Annotated in this window: 17 protein-coding genes; 10 read left to right on the top strand and 7 right to left on the bottom strand. The window is 34.5% G+C overall.

What is annotated here, in order from left to right; translation table 11 throughout:
- Positions 1-135: 135 nt before the first annotated feature.
- Complete coding sequence (locus ACNC7R_RS21325) at positions 136-504, bottom strand: hypothetical protein (protein ID WP_417943017.1); 369 nt, start codon at positions 502-504, stop codon at positions 136-138.
- 153 nt (positions 505-657) lie between these two features.
- On the opposite strand from ACNC7R_RS21325, the gene ACNC7R_RS21320 reads away from it, so the two are divergent.
- On the top strand, positions 658-894 hold the full coding sequence (locus tag ACNC7R_RS21320; protein ID WP_417943016.1) for a hypothetical protein: 237 nt from the start codon (positions 658-660) through the stop codon (positions 892-894).
- Between the two features lie 138 nt (positions 895-1,032).
- A complete protein-coding gene (locus ACNC7R_RS21315; RefSeq protein WP_417943015.1) occupies positions 1,033-1,362 on the top strand; it encodes a hypothetical protein in 330 nt (109 codons plus the stop codon).
- Positions 1,363-1,916: 554 nt separating this feature from the next.
- On the opposite strand, the gene ACNC7R_RS21310 is transcribed toward ACNC7R_RS21315, so the two are convergent.
- The 5 genes from ACNC7R_RS21310 to ACNC7R_RS21290 all read right to left on the bottom strand — a co-directional run bounded on the left by ACNC7R_RS21310 (position 1,917) and on the right by ACNC7R_RS21290 (position 8,186).
- The gene (locus ACNC7R_RS21310) at positions 1,917-3,602 is read right to left on the bottom strand and encodes a sodium/sugar symporter (RefSeq protein WP_417943014.1); all 1,686 of its coding nucleotides are present in this window, start codon (positions 3,600-3,602) and stop codon (positions 1,917-1,919) included.
- A gap of 268 nt (positions 3,603-3,870) precedes the next feature.
- On the bottom strand, positions 3,871-4,887 hold the full coding sequence (gene galE / locus ACNC7R_RS21305; RefSeq protein WP_417943013.1) for a UDP-glucose 4-epimerase GalE: 1,017 nt from the start codon (positions 4,885-4,887) through the stop codon (positions 3,871-3,873).
- A gap of 1 nt (position 4,888) precedes the next feature.
- Positions 4,889-5,938 (bottom strand): UDP-glucose--hexose-1-phosphate uridylyltransferase, encoded by a 1,050-nt coding sequence (locus tag ACNC7R_RS21300; protein ID WP_417943012.1) that lies wholly within the window; start codon positions 5,936-5,938, stop codon positions 4,889-4,891.
- A gap of 2 nt (positions 5,939-5,940) precedes the next feature.
- Complete coding sequence (gene galK / locus ACNC7R_RS21295; RefSeq protein ID WP_417943011.1) at positions 5,941-7,107, bottom strand: galactokinase; 1,167 nt, start codon at positions 7,105-7,107, stop codon at positions 5,941-5,943.
- 32 nt (positions 7,108-7,139) lie between these two features.
- Positions 7,140-8,186: an aldose epimerase family protein gene (locus ACNC7R_RS21290; RefSeq protein ID WP_417943010.1), complete on the bottom strand. Its 1,047-nt coding sequence runs from the start codon at positions 8,184-8,186 to the stop codon at positions 7,140-7,142.
- Between the two features lie 103 nt (positions 8,187-8,289).
- On the opposite strand from ACNC7R_RS21290, the gene ACNC7R_RS21285 reads away from it, so the two are divergent.
- Positions 8,290-9,288 (top strand): GntR family transcriptional regulator, encoded by a 999-nt coding sequence (locus tag ACNC7R_RS21285; protein ID WP_417943008.1) that lies wholly within the window; start codon positions 8,290-8,292, stop codon positions 9,286-9,288.
- Positions 9,289-9,356: 68 nt separating this feature from the next.
- Positions 9,357-9,665, top strand: coding sequence for an FAD-dependent oxidoreductase (locus ACNC7R_RS21280; protein WP_417943007.1), 309 nt, complete (start codon positions 9,357-9,359; stop codon positions 9,663-9,665).
- Here the strand turns inward: ACNC7R_RS21280 and ACNC7R_RS21275 are convergent.
- Positions 9,660-10,349 (bottom strand): NUDIX hydrolase, encoded by a 690-nt coding sequence (locus tag ACNC7R_RS21275; protein ID WP_417943006.1) that lies wholly within the window; start codon positions 10,347-10,349, stop codon positions 9,660-9,662. The genes ACNC7R_RS21280 and ACNC7R_RS21275 overlap by 6 nt on opposite strands.
- A 549-nt stretch (positions 10,350-10,898) precedes the next feature.
- Here ACNC7R_RS21275 and ACNC7R_RS21270 point away from each other — a divergent pair.
- From ACNC7R_RS21270 to ACNC7R_RS21245, 6 genes are all read left to right on the top strand, one after another.
- On the top strand, positions 10,899-12,443 hold the full coding sequence (locus ACNC7R_RS21270) for an alpha-N-arabinofuranosidase (protein WP_417943005.1): 1,545 nt from the start codon (positions 10,899-10,901) through the stop codon (positions 12,441-12,443).
- Between the two features lie 123 nt (positions 12,444-12,566).
- On the top strand, positions 12,567-14,258 hold the full coding sequence (locus tag ACNC7R_RS21265; protein ID WP_417943004.1) for a ribulokinase: 1,692 nt from the start codon (positions 12,567-12,569) through the stop codon (positions 14,256-14,258).
- On the top strand, positions 14,242-14,943 hold the full coding sequence (locus tag ACNC7R_RS21260) for an L-ribulose-5-phosphate 4-epimerase (protein ID WP_417943003.1): 702 nt from the start codon (positions 14,242-14,244) through the stop codon (positions 14,941-14,943). Before ACNC7R_RS21265 ends, ACNC7R_RS21260 begins: the two co-directional genes overlap by 17 nt.
- Before the next feature lie 196 nt (positions 14,944-15,139).
- Positions 15,140-16,648 carry an L-arabinose isomerase gene (gene araA / locus ACNC7R_RS21255; protein WP_417943002.1) on the top strand — a complete coding sequence of 503 codons (1,509 nt, stop codon included), beginning with the start codon at positions 15,140-15,142 and terminating at the stop codon, positions 16,646-16,648.
- Between the two features lie 109 nt (positions 16,649-16,757).
- Positions 16,758-17,939: an aldose epimerase family protein gene (locus ACNC7R_RS21250; protein WP_417943001.1), complete on the top strand. Its 1,182-nt coding sequence runs from the start codon at positions 16,758-16,760 to the stop codon at positions 17,937-17,939.
- 169 nt (positions 17,940-18,108) lie between these two features.
- Positions 18,109-18,477 carry a hypothetical protein gene (locus ACNC7R_RS21245; protein WP_417943000.1) on the top strand — a complete coding sequence of 123 codons (369 nt, stop codon included), beginning with the start codon at positions 18,109-18,111 and terminating at the stop codon, positions 18,475-18,477.

Raw genomic sequence — 18,477 nt, 5'->3', positions numbered from 1 at the left:
ACTTAGCACTAAATTAAAAATGCAATTCTTCAATATATATCCAAGTTATAATTCCGATTTAAAAAGAGAACTTAATTCAGAAAAATTTAATTTAAGTATAAAAGGGTAAAAGAGTCTTAAATACATTCCTTTAAATTACTTCTTTTTCTTATCCTCTAATTTCTTTTCGATAATAGCAACAATTTTATCAGTAGTGGCTTCTTTATCAAAGTATTTTAAGAAAGCCTCATACCCTGGATCTAAATTTTGATAAACTGAGTTTGGATCACGTAATATATTTTCTTCTGTAATTTCCATATCACCCATGCCCGTTAAAACCCAATTTATATTTAAATTAGGATAAACCTGCATAATTTTCTTCAAAATATTCATTCCCAATGCTCTGGAATTGGTCAAAATTGGGTGTAAAGAGGTATATAATATATCATTTTCTATACAGAACTGCCTAAGGTTAACTTCCTTGCTTTCAATGTAGTAGCGTAATCTCTCGCCTTCTGTTTGCATTTTTTTTAAATTTTTGTATTAAAAATGATACAATATATTAATAAATGATATATATTTGAAGTAGTTACTTCGTAGTAAAATCGTAGTAAAAATACAATAATTATATGATTCTAATAATACTTATCTATGATTACAGCCAAACAAAGGAATAAAATGAAGAAAGTCTTTAAAACAGGCTACTCAAAAGAGGTTAAAAAGCTTTTAGAAGAGAAAGAAATATGGAACAAAAAGGGGCTTCCATTTAGCAATTCTTACATTACTCATGTTTTTAATGGCAGAAATACCAATATCGATATTGAAGAAACGATAATTGAATTGTATCAAAAAAGATTATACGAAGAAACCAGGATTACGTTGCGCAGAAAAGAAATTTTCAGCAAAAAAACATAACCTATTATCAGCATTTCTAAAAATGAAATTACAGATTCATTTTAAACTTAGAAGCTGTAACAGATTTTAGAAAAAAGGAGTATACAATCTCAATAAGATTAATAATCAAGTTATCAACCAAAAAATCATTCAATCATTATGGCAATAATAAAAAATGAAAGTTTAGGAAATATAGGTTATTTCTCAGACAAAAAAGGAGCATTAACGAATTTTATCTTCGAAATTTTATCTGTTGAATACAGTGATAATCTGTATGGATATTTCAAAATAAAAATGACAAACGATAATTTGAAATTTGTAGTGATTAATAATCTGAGCATTTGTGGTAAATTTTCAGATAGTTTTCCGGACAGGGTATTAGAAGAAGGCTCCTATTTCTGCCATCCGGAGTTAAGCCATGAACTTGTACTTGATATTTTCAGTTATGAATTTGATTTGTATAAAAGTAAATTAGTAAAAACTGCATAAAAAAGATATCCGGATTCAAAATTCAGTTTACTTTGGGATGTAAAAAAATGGACATTAATCCATTTTGTGTTCTTTATTTTTTGTCAACATAAATGCTTGAAAACTCGTTTTTATCATCAAACATCAGTTTTTTTTAAGCAAAGCATTCTTAATCTCCTGTTTTATGATATTCATTTCTGATCAGTTTTTTTAGGGTATAAAGCGTTACTCCATATAAGTTACTGATTTTTATATTGTTGAAAGATATTTTGAAAGAAGATTTATGAAAAACTACTTTTTACACCGCTTTTCTCTTTCGTCATTAGAAAGGACAAAGTTTAGTATGGTAAGCTTTAAGGATATAATTGGTAATGTCTAATTTTGTAACGATAGTGGTTAGAGTAATGTCTTTTTTAAGAGTATAGTTTAAATAATCTGTATAAGAAGTTTCGGGGCTGTAAGACAACTATTTTTGACATTGGGGGAGTTTTTTTCTTTCAATTTCTTAAAAGATATATATAAAAAAAGACTGCCTTTTAAAGCAGTCTTCTATGCAATTTATTATATACTATATTTTACCAGAACTTAACGTATAAAGCTACGATAACTAATAAAGTAATGACAATTAAAACAGTTGTCTGTGGTTTTACAGAGAACATTCCTGGCTCAGTTTCGAAAGCTTTAGGGTTCACTTTTGGTCCTGCAAAACTCATTGCAACCATTACAAGTGTTGTAAAGAAGAATGATAATCCCATACAGATGTGGAATGGAATTTCGTAAATTCCTTTAGCATTTTTATAAGCTGTGTATAATAAAGTTTCGTTTCCGAATAAAGCCGGTGCATATTCATTAAATAAAACTGATAATACAAATCCTAAAATTACACCTACAATAGCTGCAGCTCCGGTAGTTCTTTTCCAGAACATACCTAAAACGAACATAGCAAATACTCCAGGGCTAATAAATCCTGTATATTTTTGGATGTATGTGAATCCACCAACACCACCAATTCCAAGAACGTCATTCCATGTAAATAAAACAGCTAAAAGCATCGCTGCGAAAACGGCATATCTACCAATGTTTACCTGATGTCTGTCACTGGCATTTTTCTGAATGTATTTTTTGTGAACGTCTAAGGTATAAATAGTAGAAATACTGTTTACTTTACCAGCTAATGAAGCTACGATAGCGGCTGTTAAGGCTGCAACAGATAATCCTTTAAGACCTGTAGGTAAGAATGTTAACATGGCTGAGTAAGCTCCGTCTTTTCCGCCAACCAATTGTGGCAGATCACCATTTTGGTATAAAACATAAGCTGCAATACCCGGTAACATTACGATAACAGGCATTAATAATTTTAAGAAACCTGCAAATAAAATACCTGTACGGGCAGTTTGCAAATCAGCACCTAATGCTCTTTGCGTGATGTACTGGTTACATCCCCAGTAGTTAAGATTGATAATCCAGATACCTGCTAAATAAGACATCATTCCAGGGAAAGTAAGGTATTTGTCAATTTCATTTTGCGTAGAAGTAGCTGTTGGCTCAGGAATAATCATTTTGAAATGTTCCGGCGCTTTTTCCATCAACAAGTTGAAACCGGCAAGAGCGTCTTTTCCGAAACCAAAACTTTCTGCTACAACAGTTAATGCGATGTAAGAAGTAACCAAACCTCCAATAATTAAAACCGCCACCTGGATTACATCGGTGTAAGCAACCACTTTCATACCTCCTAAAGAGATGATTAAAGCAAAAACAGCCAGACCAATCATGATAACATGCAGATACTCACCACCTGCTAATCCGTTAATGGCAACTGCTCCTAAATATAAAATAGAAGTAAGGTTTACAAAAACATATAAAAACAACCAGAAAACTGCCATGATTAAGGCCGTAGATTCATTATAACGTGTTTTTAAGAATTGTGGCATCGTATAGATCTTATTTTTCAGATATACCGGGATAAACCAAACGGCAACTATGATAAGAGCGATAGCGGCAATCCACTCATAAGCAGCAACTGCAATTCCAAGGAAAAAGCCCTCGCCACTCATTCCGATAAATTGTTCTGCTGAAATATTTGAAGCAATTAATGAAGCTCCAATCGCCCACCATGTAAGGGTTCCTTCTGCAAGGAAATAAGCCTTGGCATCGTGTTCGTTTTTTTCGCGTTTGCGATAAATGACATATCCGTAAATGGATACGACAAGAAAATAGATAATAAATACTGCATAATCTGCAAAAGCAAGGTTCTGGCTCATTTGTTAGTAATATTTTAAATTAATATTAAGTGATTTTTGATAGTTTTAAAGTTTATCAATGTCAAAAATAGTTGATAGTGGTTGCGAAACTAAGTAATTTATTCTTTTAATTTGAAAAAAATACGATATGTATTTTAATTCTGCTATTTTTTTAGCAAATCGAAAATCTAAAATCAAAAATAAAGTAAAAATAGTTACGGACAACACAAATAAATGTATTTTTTACATTTGTAACAAAAAGATACGATTTGTATATTTTCTTTCAGAATTATTGCTTTCTGATTTTTTGTTCCCATTTCCAGGCGCTTGCAATGGCGTCGTCAAGACTCAATTGCGTTTTCCAGCCCAGAATATTATTGGCTTTGTCTGTATTTGCATACGCTTCTGTTACATCACCTTCTCTTCGGGCTACAATTTTATAAGGTAATTTTTGCCCGCTTGCTTTTTCGAATGCCTTAATTACTTCTAAAACAGAACTTCCTTTTCCGGTTCCTAAATTGAAAATCTCCAGTTTTTCTGTATTGGTTTTGTTTACCAATCTTTGCATGGCAATAACATGTGCTTTTGCCAGATCTACCACATGAATATAATCACGTACGCAGGTTCCGTCAGGAGTAGGGTAGTCATTTCCATAAACGGATAATTCTTTACGTAACCCAACGCCTGTTTGTGTGATAAAGGGTACTAAGTTTTGCGGAACTCCAAGTGGTAATTCACCAATTTCGTTTGATGGATGTGCACCAATCGGATTAAAGTAGCGTAATAATATAGCGTTAAGATTGCTCACTTTAGTCACATCGGTAATAATTTCCTCACCAATTTGTTTGGTATTTCCATAAGGAGACATTGCCGGCTGGATTGAAGTAGATTCTGCAATTGGCATCTTTTCAGCCTGACCGTAAACGGTACAGGACGAACTGAAAATAAAGTTTGCTTCCGGTTTTTGCTGCAGTTCCTGAAGTATATAAACCAAAGAATTTATGTTATTTTCGTAATACAGTAAAGGATTCTGAACGCTTTCTCCCACAGCTTTGGATGCTGCAAAATGAATAACGCCTGAAACATCACTATATTTTTTGAAGAAATCCTGAACGGCTGCTTTATCTCTTACATCAATTTGTTCAAAAAGTGGTTTTTTCCCTGTAATTCTTTCGATACCATCTAAAACTTCAATTGAAGAGTTAGAAAGATTGTCTATAACAATTACTTCGAAATTTTCGTTTTGTAATTCTACAACGGTGTGAGAACCAATAAAACCTAATCCTCCTGTAACAACTATTTTCATCTTATTTGTTTTTATAGTGTATATCTGATTGCTCTCTTAAAATGGCAGCACTTTTTTCAGGAGTGATATCTCGCTGAGATTCGCCTAACATTTCATATCCTACCATGAATTTTTTTACAGTAGCAGAACGCAATAAGGGCGGATAAAAATGCATGTGAAATTGCCATTCTTCATGTTTTCCGCCGTCTGTAGGAGACTGATGAATTCCTGAAGAATAAGGGAATGAAGTGCTAAAAAGATTATCGTATTTTGTCGTAAGCTGTTTTAAGATAGTGGCATAAGCAGTAACTTCATCTGCTGTAAAATCAGTGATTTTGGTAATATGTCTTTTGCTGATGATCATGGTCTCATACGGCCAGATTGCCCAAAACGGAACTAATGCTGCAAAATGATCGTTTTCGATTACAATGCGTTCTTCTTTAATTAATTCAGCCTTAAGATAATCCTGTAAAAGATTGCGGTTGTTTTTAATAAAATAATCTTTTAGGTTTTTTTGGGTTTTTTCAACCTGTGTTGGCAAGGATGACTGTGCCCATATTTGACCGTGCGGATGCGGGTTGCTGCAGCCCATAACGCTTCCTTTGTTTTCAAAAATCTGGACGTGGTTGATGTAGTCAATATTGCCTAAATCGGTATATTCTTTTTGCCAGGTACGAATGATATTTTCAATCCCCTCAACTTCCATTTCAGGTAATGTAAGATCATGTCTTGGCGAAAAACAAACCACTCTCGAAATCCCTCTTTCAGGCTGTGCCTTAAAAAAAGTTTGTTTAATGTCGTCTTCATACATGATTTCATCCTGCTTCATAGCGGCAAAATCATTTTCAAAAACAAATGAACTGTCGTAATTCGGGTTATTTACACCATTAGCACGAACATTTCCCGGGCATAAATAACAAGTAGGGTCGTATTCAGGTAATTTTTCTGTTGAAATGGCTTCATTTTGACCCTGCCATGGGCGTTTTGCACGATGAGGTGAAACCAAAACCCATTCGTTTAGTAATGGATTGTAACGTCTGTGCGGATCTTCGTTAATATCAAAATTTCTCATTCTTAATTTGTATAAAGTGATGTTCCGTTTGAGACTTTCACATCATAAATTTTTAAATCAATTCCAAATGTATCAAAATAAAGGCTTGTAAATGCTTCTTTGACTCTGTTTTCGTTTCCTTTTTTGATTAAAGTAATCGCACAGCCTCCAAAACCGCCGCCCATTAATCGGGATCCGATTACACTTTCTTCTTTTTTAGCCTGTTCTACGATGAAATCCAATTCAGGACAACTAACCTCATAATCTTTTGATAATCCGTCATGGGTATCGAAAAGCAGCTGTCCTAAAAGCTCAATATTTCCGTTATCCAGAGCCTCACAAGCCTGAGTAACACGCAAAATTTCTTTTACAACAAAATGGACTCTTTTAAAAACAACTTCAGACATTTTATCCTTCAGGCTTAAAACCTGTTCTTCACTACAGTCTCTGAACGTTTTGATTTCCGGAAAATGATTTTTGATGATCGAAAGTCCTTCTTCACACTCCAGTCTTCTGTTGTTGTATTCAGATGTAAAAAGCGAGTGTTTTACATTACTGTCAAACAAAACCAGTGAATAATCTTTGAAATCAGCATTGTGATATTCAAATTCCAACGTGTTGCAGTCTAATTTGATTACCTTGTTTTCAAGTCCGTGAACGCTTGAAAACTGATCCATAATACCGCAATTGATCCCAACCCAGTGTTCTGCTTTTTGCCCCATCAGAGCAACATCTACTTTCTCAATTTTCAAACCGAATAATTCTTTGATACCGAAAATCATTCCGCATTCTAAAGCAGCAGATGATGATAATCCCGAACCAACCGGAATGTTACTGCTGAAAACACAGTTGAAACCTTCGAAAGAAAAACCATTGTCCTGCAATTGTTTGATAACCCCAAGAATATAATTTGTCCACACTACATCGCTTAATTTGATTTCCTGAGTCAGATCGACCTCAAATTCTTCATTAAGATCAATAGCGATAATTTTTGAGGTTTTCGAATTACTTTTTTCGAAGGCAAAACAGATAATCTTATCAATTGCAGCAGGTAAAACATAACCGTCATTATAATCGACATGTTCGCCGATAATATTAATTCTTCCCGGAGAAAGGACAATTTTTTGAGGAGTTTTCCCGAAAGATTTCTCAAAAAAAGCAGTTGTATTCTGTATTAAAATCTCGTTCATTATTTTTAATTTTCTGAATTGTTGGTATAATTTTAATTTATATGTTCAAATTTATAAATGGTAGTCTGCTGGTATTCGTCTCCCTTTTTTAAGACAGCATTAGGAAAATGACTGTGATTTGGAGCATCAGGAAAATTTTGGGTTTCAAAACATATTCCGCTTACGGGAGTATAATTTGCATTTTCTTTTCCTTTCAGAAGATCAAAACAATTTCCGCCTACATAAATATGAACGCTCGGCTGATCCGTATAAACGCTCATCTTTAAATTGTTTTTTGTACTGAATAATTGTGCTGCGATTGTTGCATCTGAATTAATTATAAACGAATTGTCAATAGAAGCAGGACAGTTTTTTCTTTTTCTGAAATCGAAATCATGGCCTTCGAGAGCAATAAATTTTCCAGTTGGAATACTTTCGTTATTGGTATCCAGTATGGTATCCGCGTCGATAAACATTTCCTGATCCAGTACGTCCGAATCATGACCATTAAGGTTGAAATAACTATGATGTGTTAAATTTATAATGGTGTCTTCTGTAGTCGTTGCTTTATATTCGAGTTTTAATTCGTTTTCTTCGGTTAAGGTATAGGTTAAAAAAACCTGTAATTCCCCAGGATAGTTTTCTTCTAAATTTTCACTGATCAGATGAAAAGTGACCGACTGGTCTGTTAAAGGAGTGACATTCCATATTTTTTGACCAAAACCAGTATTTCCTCCGTGCAAGGCATTTCCGTTATTGTTTCCCGCCAGTTGAAATGTTTTATCATTTAAAGTAAAACGTCCTTTGCTGATACGCCCGGCATAACGTCCTACGGTTGTACCAAAATAGGGCGCACTTGGCAAATTATAAGATGCTATATAGTCTTGGGGATTGTCAAAGCCTAAAACGACATCTGTCAGTTTTCCATCTGCTACAGGAATTTTTAATGAAGTTACAGTCGCACCATAGTTCGTAAGCTGTACTCTCATTCCATTTTTATTGGTCAGTTCAAAGCAATAAATTTCTTCATTATCAGAAGCTAAACCAAACAATTTGCAATTAGAGTAATCTTGTAAATGCGATATATGTTTTAATTTCATGTTATTTTTGTCAAAAGTGAAAATTCAAAATTATATTTATTTTGGATTGTTGTATACCAGTACCTACCAGTTTTTTGTATATTGCCAAAAAAAATCTTTTTCTATGAGTATCATTTCAATCCAAAATAATCTGGGGCTGCCAAAATATAAACAGATAATTCTTTCAGTTGAAAAAGCAATTGATGAAGAAAAGCTGAAAAAAGGGGACAGGCTTCCTTCTGTAAACAAAGTATGCCTGGCATTTTCCTTATCTCGTGATACCGTGCTCCAAGCCTACGACGAACTTAAAAAAAGAGGGATAATTTATGCTATTCCGGGCAAGGGCTATTACGTTAAAAGTATTGAAACCAGTATCAAACAGAAGATTTTTTTGCTTTTTGATGAACTTAATATTTTTAAAGAAGACATCTATAACTCGTTTTTAAAAAGTATTGGAAAAAACGTTCAGGTCGATATTTTTTTCCATCATTTCAATGTGCCGGTCTTCAAAAAACTCATCAATGACAGTAATGGTAATTATACCCAATATATCATCATGCCGACCAATCTGACCGGTATAGTTGAGACCATAAAAACCCTACCAGTAAACGAAGTGATTATTCTGGATCAGACCAATGCCGACTTAAAAATGTATCCTGCCATTTATCAAAACCACCAAAAAGATATTTTTGAAGGGCTTTTAAAAGGAAAATCAAGACTGGGCAAATACAAAAAACTGATTTTAATTTTCCCCGGTTTCCGAGAGCCGTTAGGAATGAAAACCGGATTTGAAAATTTTTGTACAAAATATAATTTTAACTACGAAATCATCACACAGTTCACTGATCATGAAATCGAAATAGGAGATTTATATGTGATTCCAAATGATAGGGATTTGGTTGGAGTGATCGAAAATGCCAGAAACCATAATCTTAAATTAGGAACTGATTTTGGTATTATTTCATATAACGAAACTTCCCTGAAAAAAGTCGTGGCAAACGGAATTGCTACCATTTCGACCCATTTTGAGGATATGGGTAAAATATTGGCTGATATGGTTCTAAAAGGCAAAAACGAACAAATAGAAAACAAGTCGTCGTTGATTATGCGAAATTCACTTTAAGATTCTGTTGAATTAAAAGAAACAAGTTTAACCACAATCAGAACACAATCGAAATTTTGTTTTCTACCATGATTCCTTGTAGTTTTGGAAAAAAAATCAAAGTATTCGATGTAGCCATCATAGGAAGCGGTTCTACCGGAGCTTCTGTAGCTTTTGAATTATCGAAAAGCGGAATTACGACTGTCATAATCGAGAAAGAAATGCTACCCAGATATAAAACATGCGGTGGAGGTCTGGTGCACAGAGGAAGGATAAATATTCCTTTTGATGTTTCATCAGTTGTTGAAAAAGAATTCTACGAAGTAGATACTTATTTTTTAAATACAAACATCAAATTTATGACAATGCAGACTCTATCTAAAATTTATAGTTTATAAATTCAGTACAAAATCATTAAGTAATTTTTCTTCATATTTTTCTTTATTGAACGTATATAAATAAGATCCTTTTCTGGAAGACTGCATGTCTTTTTCATCCAGTTTATTTAAAATTTCCAAAGAATTGATTTTACTGATAAAGTTACGTTTGTCTAATTCTTTGCTTAAAATTGCTTCATACAATTCAAGCAATTGTCGCATGGTGAATTTTTCCGGAAGCAATTCGAATCCAATTGGTTTTATCGAAGTTCTGTAGCGTAACCTTTTGATGGCATGCTTAACCATTTCGTTGTGGTCAAAAATAAGGTTAGGGGCATCCACAACGCTAAACCATTCTGCATGATAGTTTTTAATGAGTTCTGTATTATGGTTTTCAATATTAATGAGTGCATAATAAGATACAGATATAGTCCTTTCAACCGGGTCACGATCTATTTCGCTATAGGCATGCAGCTGTTCCATATAAATATCCTGCAGCCCGGTATAGGTACTCAAAATACGAATAGCGGCATTGTCTAATATTTCATCACGTTTTAAGAATCCGCCAATTAAAGACCATTTTCCTCTTTCAGGTTCAAAATCTCTTTTAATTAAAAGGATTTTTAATCCCTGATGATCGAAACCAAAAATGATACAATCGACTGCTAATAAAACCTTATCCGCAGAACTATAACTATTTAACATATAATGTAATTTGGGAGTAAATATATAAACTTCCTGATAGGTTTCATAATTTATTAATGTAGCTGTAACACTTAATTCATTATGGTCGAATTAAAAGTAGTAATTATTATAGTTGTTTGTAATATTTTAATCCATAATTATTTAGTGTGATGTTTGAGGCAATCTCATTAATAACAAAGCCTTTTTGATTAAAATTTATAAAATACATCTTTTTAATTTCTTACAAGAGGCATAAAATTATTAAAACTAGATTTTTATGTAATCAGTTACATTTTTCTCCAAAATTATCTTTATTCATAAAAAATTTACGCTACCGGTTGCGTTTTTAGAATAAAAATTAACATTTGAGTGTTTAGTTTGAACTTAAATTATGAAATATGCTTTAATTTGACAGTTATTTTGCCATATCAATTTGTTTTTAAGTCTTTTTTTTATTTAAATTTACAAATGTTAAAAAGACACTTAATGAGTATTTTTTAGATTAATATTCAAAAGTTAGGAATATAGGTTAACAGCCATAGTGCTAAAAAACTAAAAACCATGAAAACCATGAAAAAAAACTTTCTATTTCTATTTGTTACACTTTGTTTACAAACGATTTCTGCGCAAAACCAAACCACAATCATCACTATAAAAAATGATGCTGGTTCACCAACTATCAATAAAAATATCTATGGCCATTTTGCAGAACATTTAGGAAGATGCATTTACGGAGGATTTTTTGTGGGTGATTCTTCGAAAATACCCAATACTAAGGGAGTTCGAAATGACATTATTTCGGCCTTAAAAGATTTAAAAATTCCAAACTTAAGATGGCCGGGAGGCTGTTTTGCCGATACCTACCACTGGAAAGACGGAATTGGTCCTAAAGAACAAAGACCAACAATTGTAAATAAATGGTGGGGAGGTGTGACTGAAGATAATAGTTTTGGAACTCATGATTTTTTGAATATGTGTGAAGTTCTTGGAGCTGAGCCATACTTGTCAGGAAATGTAGGAAGCGGAACTGTTCAGGAATTAGCAGACTGGGTACAATACACCAACTTTAGCGGTACAAGTCCGATGAGTGATTTACGCAGAAAAAACGGAAGAACAGAGCCATGGAAAGTTAAATTTTGGGGAATCGGAAATGAAGCATGGGGCTGCGGTGGAAATATGACTGCGGAATATTATGCCGGAGAATATAGAAAATTTGCCACTTTCATGTCGGATTGGGAAAATACCGGAGGGATTACCCGTATTGCATCAGGTTCTAATGGTTCAGATTACAACTGGACTGAAGTCATGATGAAAAACATTCCTCTTAATATGCTGGGCGGTTTGGGTGTACACCACTATGCTGTAATCGACTGGAATAAAAAAGGTGACGGAGTAGATTTTACAGAATTACAATATTTTCAAACTATGAAATCTGCTTTGAAAATGGAAGAACTGGTTACCAAACATGCCGCCATAATGGATAAATATGATCCAGAGAAAAAAGTAGCCATGCTGGTGGACGAATGGGGCGGATGGTATGATGTAGAAAAAGGAACAAATCCGGGATTTTTATATCAGCAAAATACGATGAGAGATGCCGTTTTGGCCGGAGCAACGCTTAATATTTTCAATAATCATGCTGACAGGGTGCGCATGGCAAACTTAGCACAGTGCGTGAATGTTTTACAGGCTGTAATTCTGACTGATAAAGCTAAAATGATTACAACACCAACGTATCATGTCATGAAATTATATGCGGTTCATCAGGATGCAAAATTATTGCCCGTAAGTTTTCAATCGCCTTTATATACAGTTAATGGAGAAAGCCTTCCGGCAGTATCGGCATCGGCTTCAAAAGATAAAAATGGAGCAGTTCATATTTCTTTAGTAAATGTCGATTCAAAAAATAAAAATAAAATTGAAATAGATATAAAAGATCTGGGAGTTAAAAATTTCACAGGATCGGTAATTACATCTTCAAAACTGCAGGATTACAACTCTTTCGATACACCAAATAAAATTGTGCCAACTGTTTTTAAAGGCTTTGAAGACAAAAAAGGAAAACTGGAAATTACTATTCCTCCTTTCTCAGTGGTTGTTTTAGAAGGAAAATAGCTCTATATAATATGATGTAATTGATAAAATTATTATAAAAAATAGTAAGCTAATTTTATTAAGTGTTTTTTGTACACTTATAGGGTAATTATATTATATTTGTCGTCATTAAATGAATTTGAAATGAAAAACTATGTTATAGGATTAGATTACGGAACAGATTCTGTTCGTGCAGTGCTTATAGACACTGAAAATGGACAGGAACTGGCATCAAATGTTTCTCATTATAAAAGATGGAAAAACAAACAATATTGTGACGCTTCTATAAATCAGTTTCGTCAGCATCCTCTGGATCATATTGAAGGACTGGAAATTACCATTCAAAATGTTGTTAAGGAAAGTAAAGTTGATCCTGCTGCAATAAAAGGTATTTGTATTGATACCACTGGGTCTTCTCCTGTACCGATTACAAAAGATGGAATTCCATTAGCTTTGACAAAAGGTTTTGAGGAAAATCCAAATGCAATGATGGTGTTATGGAAAGATCATACTGCCATAAATGAAGCAAACGAAATCAACGAACTGGCCGTAAGCTGGGGCGGAGAAAATGTAACAAAATATGTAGGTGGCATTTATTCATCTGAATGGTTTTGGGCAAAAATCCTGCACATTGCCAGAGAAGATGAAGCAGTTCGAAATGCAGCACACACCTGGTTGGAACACTGCGATTTAATGACTTATTTATTAATTGAGGATAAAGATTTAAAAACATTCAAAAGAAGCCGTTGTGCTGCAGGGCACAAAGCTATGTGGCACCAGGACTGGAACGGACTTCCTCCTGTTGAATTCTTAGAAAAACTACATCCGTATTTAGCTGCACTTCGTGGCAATTTATACGATGAAACCTATACTTCAGATTTAGTTGCCGGAAAATTGAGCAAAGAATGGGCAGACCGTTTGGGGCTTACGACAGATACTGTTGTAGCTGTTGGAACTTTTGATGCGCACTCTGGAGCTGTTGGAGCTAAAATTGGCGAAAACACTTTGGTTCGTGTAATGGGAACTTCAACCTGCGATATTCTGGTTGGTTCTTATGATGAGGTAGGTACAAAAAACGTTCGTGGAATTTGTGGTCAGGTTGACGGATCTGTGATCCCGGGTTATATTGGTCTTGAAGCAGGTCAATCTGCTTTTGGAGATTTACTGGCATGGTACAAAGAATTGCTTATGTGGCCAACAGAACAATTATTGAGTTCTTCATCAATTTTGGATGAAGCACAAAAAGAACAATTAAGAGAAGAATTCAGCGATAAATTAATCGTAGAATTAACAAAAGAAGCTGAAAAGATTCCATTATCTGAAAGTGTGCCAACCGCTTTAGACTGGATCAACGGACGCAGAACTCCGGATGCAAATCAGGAAATAAAAAGCGCTATTTCAAACTTATCCTTAGGATCAAAAGCGCCTCATATTTTTAAAGCTTTAGTGAACGCAATCTGTTTTGGATCTAAAAAAATCGTGGATCGTTTTGAAGAAGAAGGTGTGAAAATTGACAGTGTTATCGGTATTGGTGGGGTTGCAAGAAAATCTCCTTTTATCATGCAAACTCTGGCCAACGTTTTAAACAAACCAATAAAAGTTGCCCTCTCAGATCAGGCTCCGGCTTTGGGAGCTGCAATTTATGCTGCTGTTGCTTCCGGAATTTATCCAAATGTAATTGAAGCCAGCCAAAAAATGGGAAGTCCTTTTGAAAGTGAATACACCCCGGAACCTGAAAAAGTGGCTGCTTACAACAAATTACTTTTAGCATACGATCAATTAAGCAGTTATGCAGATCCATCTATTAAAATTACAGAAAATGAGTTCTCTTTATAAAGATTTAAAACAGGAATGTTACGAAGCCAACATGCAGTTAAATGCATTGAATCTGGTGGTATATACTTTTGGAAACGTAAGCGCAGTCGATAGAGAAAATGGTGTTTTTGCCATTAAGCCAAGCGGTGTCCCTTACGAAGATTTAAAACCGGAAGATATTGTGATTGTTGATTTTGACAACAATATTATCGAAGGAACTATGCGTCCGTCATCAGATACTAAAACGCATGCATATTTATACAAAAACTGGCCTAACATTGGAGGCGTTGCACATACACACGCAACCTATTCAGTTGCCTGGGCACAAGCTCAGCGAGATATTCCAATCTTTGGGACAACTCATGCCGATCACCTTACGGCTGATATTCCGTGCGCTCCGCCAATGGCAGATTCGCTTATCGAAGGAAATTACGAACACAATACCGGAATTCAGATTTTGGATTGTTTCAAAGAAAAAAATCTTTCCTACGAAGAAGTAGAAATGGTTCTAATTGGAAACCACGGTCCGTTTGCCTGGGGGAAAAATGCAGCAAAAGCGGTTTATAACAGTAAAGTTTTGGAAGTAGTTGCCGAAATGGCGTACCTGACTTTACAAATAAACCCAAATGCACCAAGACTGAAAGATTCATTGATAAAGAAACATTACAATCGTAAACACGGAAAAGATTCGTATTACGGACAGTAAAAAAATTTAGTTTCAGGTTTCATGTTTTTTTAGTTTCATGTTGTTGGAACGCTGAACTTGGAATCTGAAACTTAAAAGAAATAAAACAAATAATAAATAACAAAGATTTTCAGTATTTCAAAAACTTGAATAGACAGTCCTGATCGAAAAGGAGAAGCAAACTTGAAACCTGAAACTTGAAACAAAAAATAACAAAATGATAGATATCTCTCAAAAAGAAGTATGGTTTGTAGTAGGAAGCCAGGAATTATACGGTGAAGAAACACTAAGAAAAGTAGCAGAACATTCTCAGATAATTGCAAAAGGATTAGGAGAATCGTCTCAAATTCCTGTAAAAGTAGTTTATAAGGATGTAGTAAAATCTCCGGCTCAGATTTTAGATGTCTGTCTGGCGGCAAACACAACGAAAAACTGTATCGGGCTTATTACCTGGATGCATACTTTTTCACCTGCAAAAATGTGGATTGGCGGATTGAGTATTTTGAAAAAACCATTATGTCACTTGCATACACAATACAATGCTGAAATTCCATGGGGATCTATCGATATGGATTTCATGAACCTCAACCAGTCAGCTCACGGAGATCGTGAATTTGGTTTTATCATGTCCAGAATGCGTAAAAAACGTAAAGTCGTTGTAGGACACTGGGAAGACGAAAGAGTTCAGAAAAAATTAGGAATCTGGACAAGAGTAGCTTTAGGATGGGACGAACTTCAAAACCTGAAAGTAGCCCGTATTGGAGACAATATGCGTGAAGTTGCCGTTACTGAAGGAGATAAAGTGGAAGCTCAAATTCGTTTCGGAATGTCGGTTAACGGATATGATTCTTCAGATGTTACGAAGCATATTGAGAAAGTTACAGATAAGGAATTAAATGATTTATTGGCAGTTTACGAGGCTTCTTATAACTTAACAGATTCGTTAAAAGAAGGCGGAGCGCAAAGAAGCTCATTAGTAGAAGCAGCAAAAATCGAATTAGGTTTAAGAGCTTTCCTTGAAGAAGGCGGTTTTGGAGCTTTTACAGATACTTTTGAAAACCTTGGGGCATGGAAACAATTGCCGGGAATCGCGACACAAAGATTAATGGCTGACGGTTATGGTTTTGGTGGAGAAGGAGACTGGAAAACAGCTGCAATGGTTCGTGCATTAAAAGTAATGAACGTTGGTCTTGAAGGAGGAACTTCTTTCATGGAAGATTACACGTACCACTTTACACCTCAAAAATCATATGTTTTGGGATCGCACATGTTGGAAATTTGTCCATCTATTGCTGACGGAAAAGCGTCTTGCGAAGTGCATCCTTTAGGAATTGGAGGAAAAGAAGATCCGGCTCGTTTGGTATTCAACTCACCTGCAGGAGAAGCTATCAACGTTTCATTAGTGGATATGGGGAACCGTTTCCGTTTAATTGTAAACGAAGTGGTTGCGGTTAAACCAATGGCTGAATTACCAAAATTACCGGTTGCACGTGTATTGTGGGATTGCAAACCAAATCTTGATATTGCAGCAACAGCATGGATTTTAGCGGGAGGTGCACACCATACGGTTTACAGCCAGGCAGTTACAACTGAATTTATGGAGGATTTTGCAGATATCGCCGGAATTGAATTATTAGTGATTGATGAAAAAACCACTATCAGAGATTTCAAAGATAAAATTAATGCCAACGAAGCGTACTACCATACGTTTCAGCACGGATTATAATCTGGTCCAAAGTCGAAGGTCATAAAGTCATAAAGATTGGTTAACTTTGATCAATTGGCTTTAAGACTTTCGGCTTTAAGACTTTACTAACTTAAAAAAACCAGTATTTATGAATGTATTAAAACGTTGTGCTTTCGGAATTACGATAATCGGTTTGGCAGCACTTTCTGTTCAATGTAAAAGCGATAAAAAAATGGATTCGAACACAACTCAAAACACAAAAGATTCTGTAACAATTGTAAAATCAGATTACGGAACCACTCCAAAAGGAGAAAAAATTGAAAGCTACAAGCTGAAAAACCAAAACGGAATGGAAGTCGATATCATCACTTTTGGTGGTATTATCACAGACTTAAAAGTACCAAACAAAGATGGCGTTTCTGAAAATGTAGTGACAGGATTTAATTCACTGGAACAATACATGAAACCTAATCCGTTTTTTGGCGCTTTAATCGGACGTTTTGGAAACCGAATTGCAAAAGGTAAATTTACATTAGATGGTAAAGAATATACATTAGCAATCAATAATGCTCCAAATGCACTGCACGGAGGACCGGAAGGTTTTTTTAGAGCTGTATGGAAAGCAGAAGAAGCGAAATCAGGCGAAGCAGCAGTCTTGAAATTATCGTATTTAAGCAAAGATATGGAAGAAGGCTACCCTGGAAACTTAAAAGTGATTGTAACCTATACGTTAACAAAAAACAACGAACTGGAAGTACTTTACGAAGCAACTACAGATAAAAAGACCGTTGTCAACCTGACACAGCATACCTATTTTAACTTATCAGGTGATTTCTCTAAAACGATTTTAGATCATGAACTGACTTTGAATGCAGATAAAATTGTTCCTATAGATGCTACCCTGATTCCAACAGGAGAATTACAGGATGTAGCCAATACACCTTTCGATTTCAGAAAACCAAAATTAATTGGAAAAGATATCGATGCTAAAGATGAACAATTAATAAGAGGAAAAGGATATGACCACTGCTGGGTACTGAACAATCCTGAAAAAGGAAAAACGATCATTGCATCGGTTTACCACCCTGCCAGTGGAAGAGTCTTAGAAATGACTACAGACGAACCTGGAATTCAGTTTTACTCAGGGAATTTCCTTGACGGAACTTTACCAATGCGCAACGGCGGAACCTATGCACAAAGAACAGGTTTCTGTTTAGAAACAGAACATTACCCGGATTCTCCAAACCATAAAGACTTTCCAACGACAGTTTTAAACCCTGGCGAAAATTATAAAACGAAAACAACATTTAAGTTTTCAGTTAAAAAATAAGTTTTAAATCAGTTTTGTTAGTTCAAAAAACCTCGAAAGTTTTGATTTCGGGGTTTTTTTGTTACTTGAAATAATTTTTTTTGACATTTTAAATCAATTTTTAACAAGATTGGTTTGCATATTACTTTCTTATATTTGATATGATTTTTAACCCAATAAAAAACTAAACATGAAAGTTATTGTTAGTGGAGAATATAGTAATGATTTGAAGATTCAATTTACACAAGGAACTTGGAATTTAACAATCTTTACTCTTTTTGAAAACCAAAATGTTGTTGCTGTTGATTTTCCAAGAGATCCAACTTTGTTTAGATTGTCAATAAAATATAATTCTGAAAAGTATTATTTTGAAAACATACTATATGTAGGAAATCCTAATTTAGATAACTTAAAATTTCATTTCTATAAAGAATGCAATCGTACTTTTTGTAGAATTGAATCTGAAATTGTGACAGAATTAAATAAAGAAATTGTGCTTAATTCACTTCCTGAGGACTTAAAAGAATTAAAAAATATAATAGAAAATTTCCAAAGCTAA

It is taken from the genome of Flavobacterium adiutor (assembly GCF_048282555.1).
Taxonomy (GTDB): Bacteria; Bacteroidota; Bacteroidia; order Flavobacteriales; family Flavobacteriaceae; genus Flavobacterium.
The sequence above is the reverse complement of the archived record's forward strand: the minus strand, read 5'-3'. Positions and strand labels throughout refer to the sequence as shown.

Bases quoted from the DNA above. Each gene is read 5' to 3' on its own strand.
- ACNC7R_RS21325 (WP_417943017.1), bottom strand. From the start codon at position 504: ATGCAAACAGAAGGCGAGAGATTACGCTACTACATTGAAAGCAAGGAA.
- ACNC7R_RS21320 (WP_417943016.1), top strand. From the start codon at position 658: ATGAAGAAAGTCTTTAAAACAGGCTACTCAAAAGAGGTTAAAAAGCTT.
- ACNC7R_RS21315 (WP_417943015.1), top strand. From the start codon at position 1,033: ATGGCAATAATAAAAAATGAAAGTTTAGGAAATATAGGTTATTTCTCA.
- ACNC7R_RS21310 (WP_417943014.1), bottom strand. From the start codon at position 3,602: ATGAGCCAGAACCTTGCTTTTGCAGATTATGCAGTATTTATTATCTAT.
- galE (WP_417943013.1), bottom strand. From the start codon at position 4,887: ATGAAAATAGTTGTTACAGGAGGATTAGGTTTTATTGGTTCTCACACC.
- ACNC7R_RS21300 (WP_417943012.1), bottom strand. From the start codon at position 5,938: ATGAGAAATTTTGATATTAACGAAGATCCGCACAGACGTTACAATCCA.
- galK (WP_417943011.1), bottom strand. From the start codon at position 7,107: ATGAACGAGATTTTAATACAGAATACAACTGCTTTTTTTGAGAAATCT.
- ACNC7R_RS21290 (WP_417943010.1), bottom strand. From the start codon at position 8,186: ATGAAATTAAAACATATATCGCATTTACAAGATTACTCTAATTGCAAA.
- ACNC7R_RS21285 (WP_417943008.1), top strand. From the start codon at position 8,290: ATGAGTATCATTTCAATCCAAAATAATCTGGGGCTGCCAAAATATAAA.
- ACNC7R_RS21280 (WP_417943007.1), top strand. From the start codon at position 9,357: ATGATTCCTTGTAGTTTTGGAAAAAAAATCAAAGTATTCGATGTAGCC.
- ACNC7R_RS21275 (WP_417943006.1), bottom strand. From the start codon at position 10,349: ATGTTAAATAGTTATAGTTCTGCGGATAAGGTTTTATTAGCAGTCGAT.
- ACNC7R_RS21270 (WP_417943005.1), top strand. From the start codon at position 10,899: ATGAAAAAAAACTTTCTATTTCTATTTGTTACACTTTGTTTACAAACG.
- ACNC7R_RS21265 (WP_417943004.1), top strand. From the start codon at position 12,567: ATGAAAAACTATGTTATAGGATTAGATTACGGAACAGATTCTGTTCGT.
- ACNC7R_RS21260 (WP_417943003.1), top strand. From the start codon at position 14,242: ATGAGTTCTCTTTATAAAGATTTAAAACAGGAATGTTACGAAGCCAAC.
- araA (WP_417943002.1), top strand. From the start codon at position 15,140: ATGATAGATATCTCTCAAAAAGAAGTATGGTTTGTAGTAGGAAGCCAG.
- ACNC7R_RS21250 (WP_417943001.1), top strand. From the start codon at position 16,758: ATGAATGTATTAAAACGTTGTGCTTTCGGAATTACGATAATCGGTTTG.
- ACNC7R_RS21245 (WP_417943000.1), top strand. From the start codon at position 18,109: ATGAAAGTTATTGTTAGTGGAGAATATAGTAATGATTTGAAGATTCAA.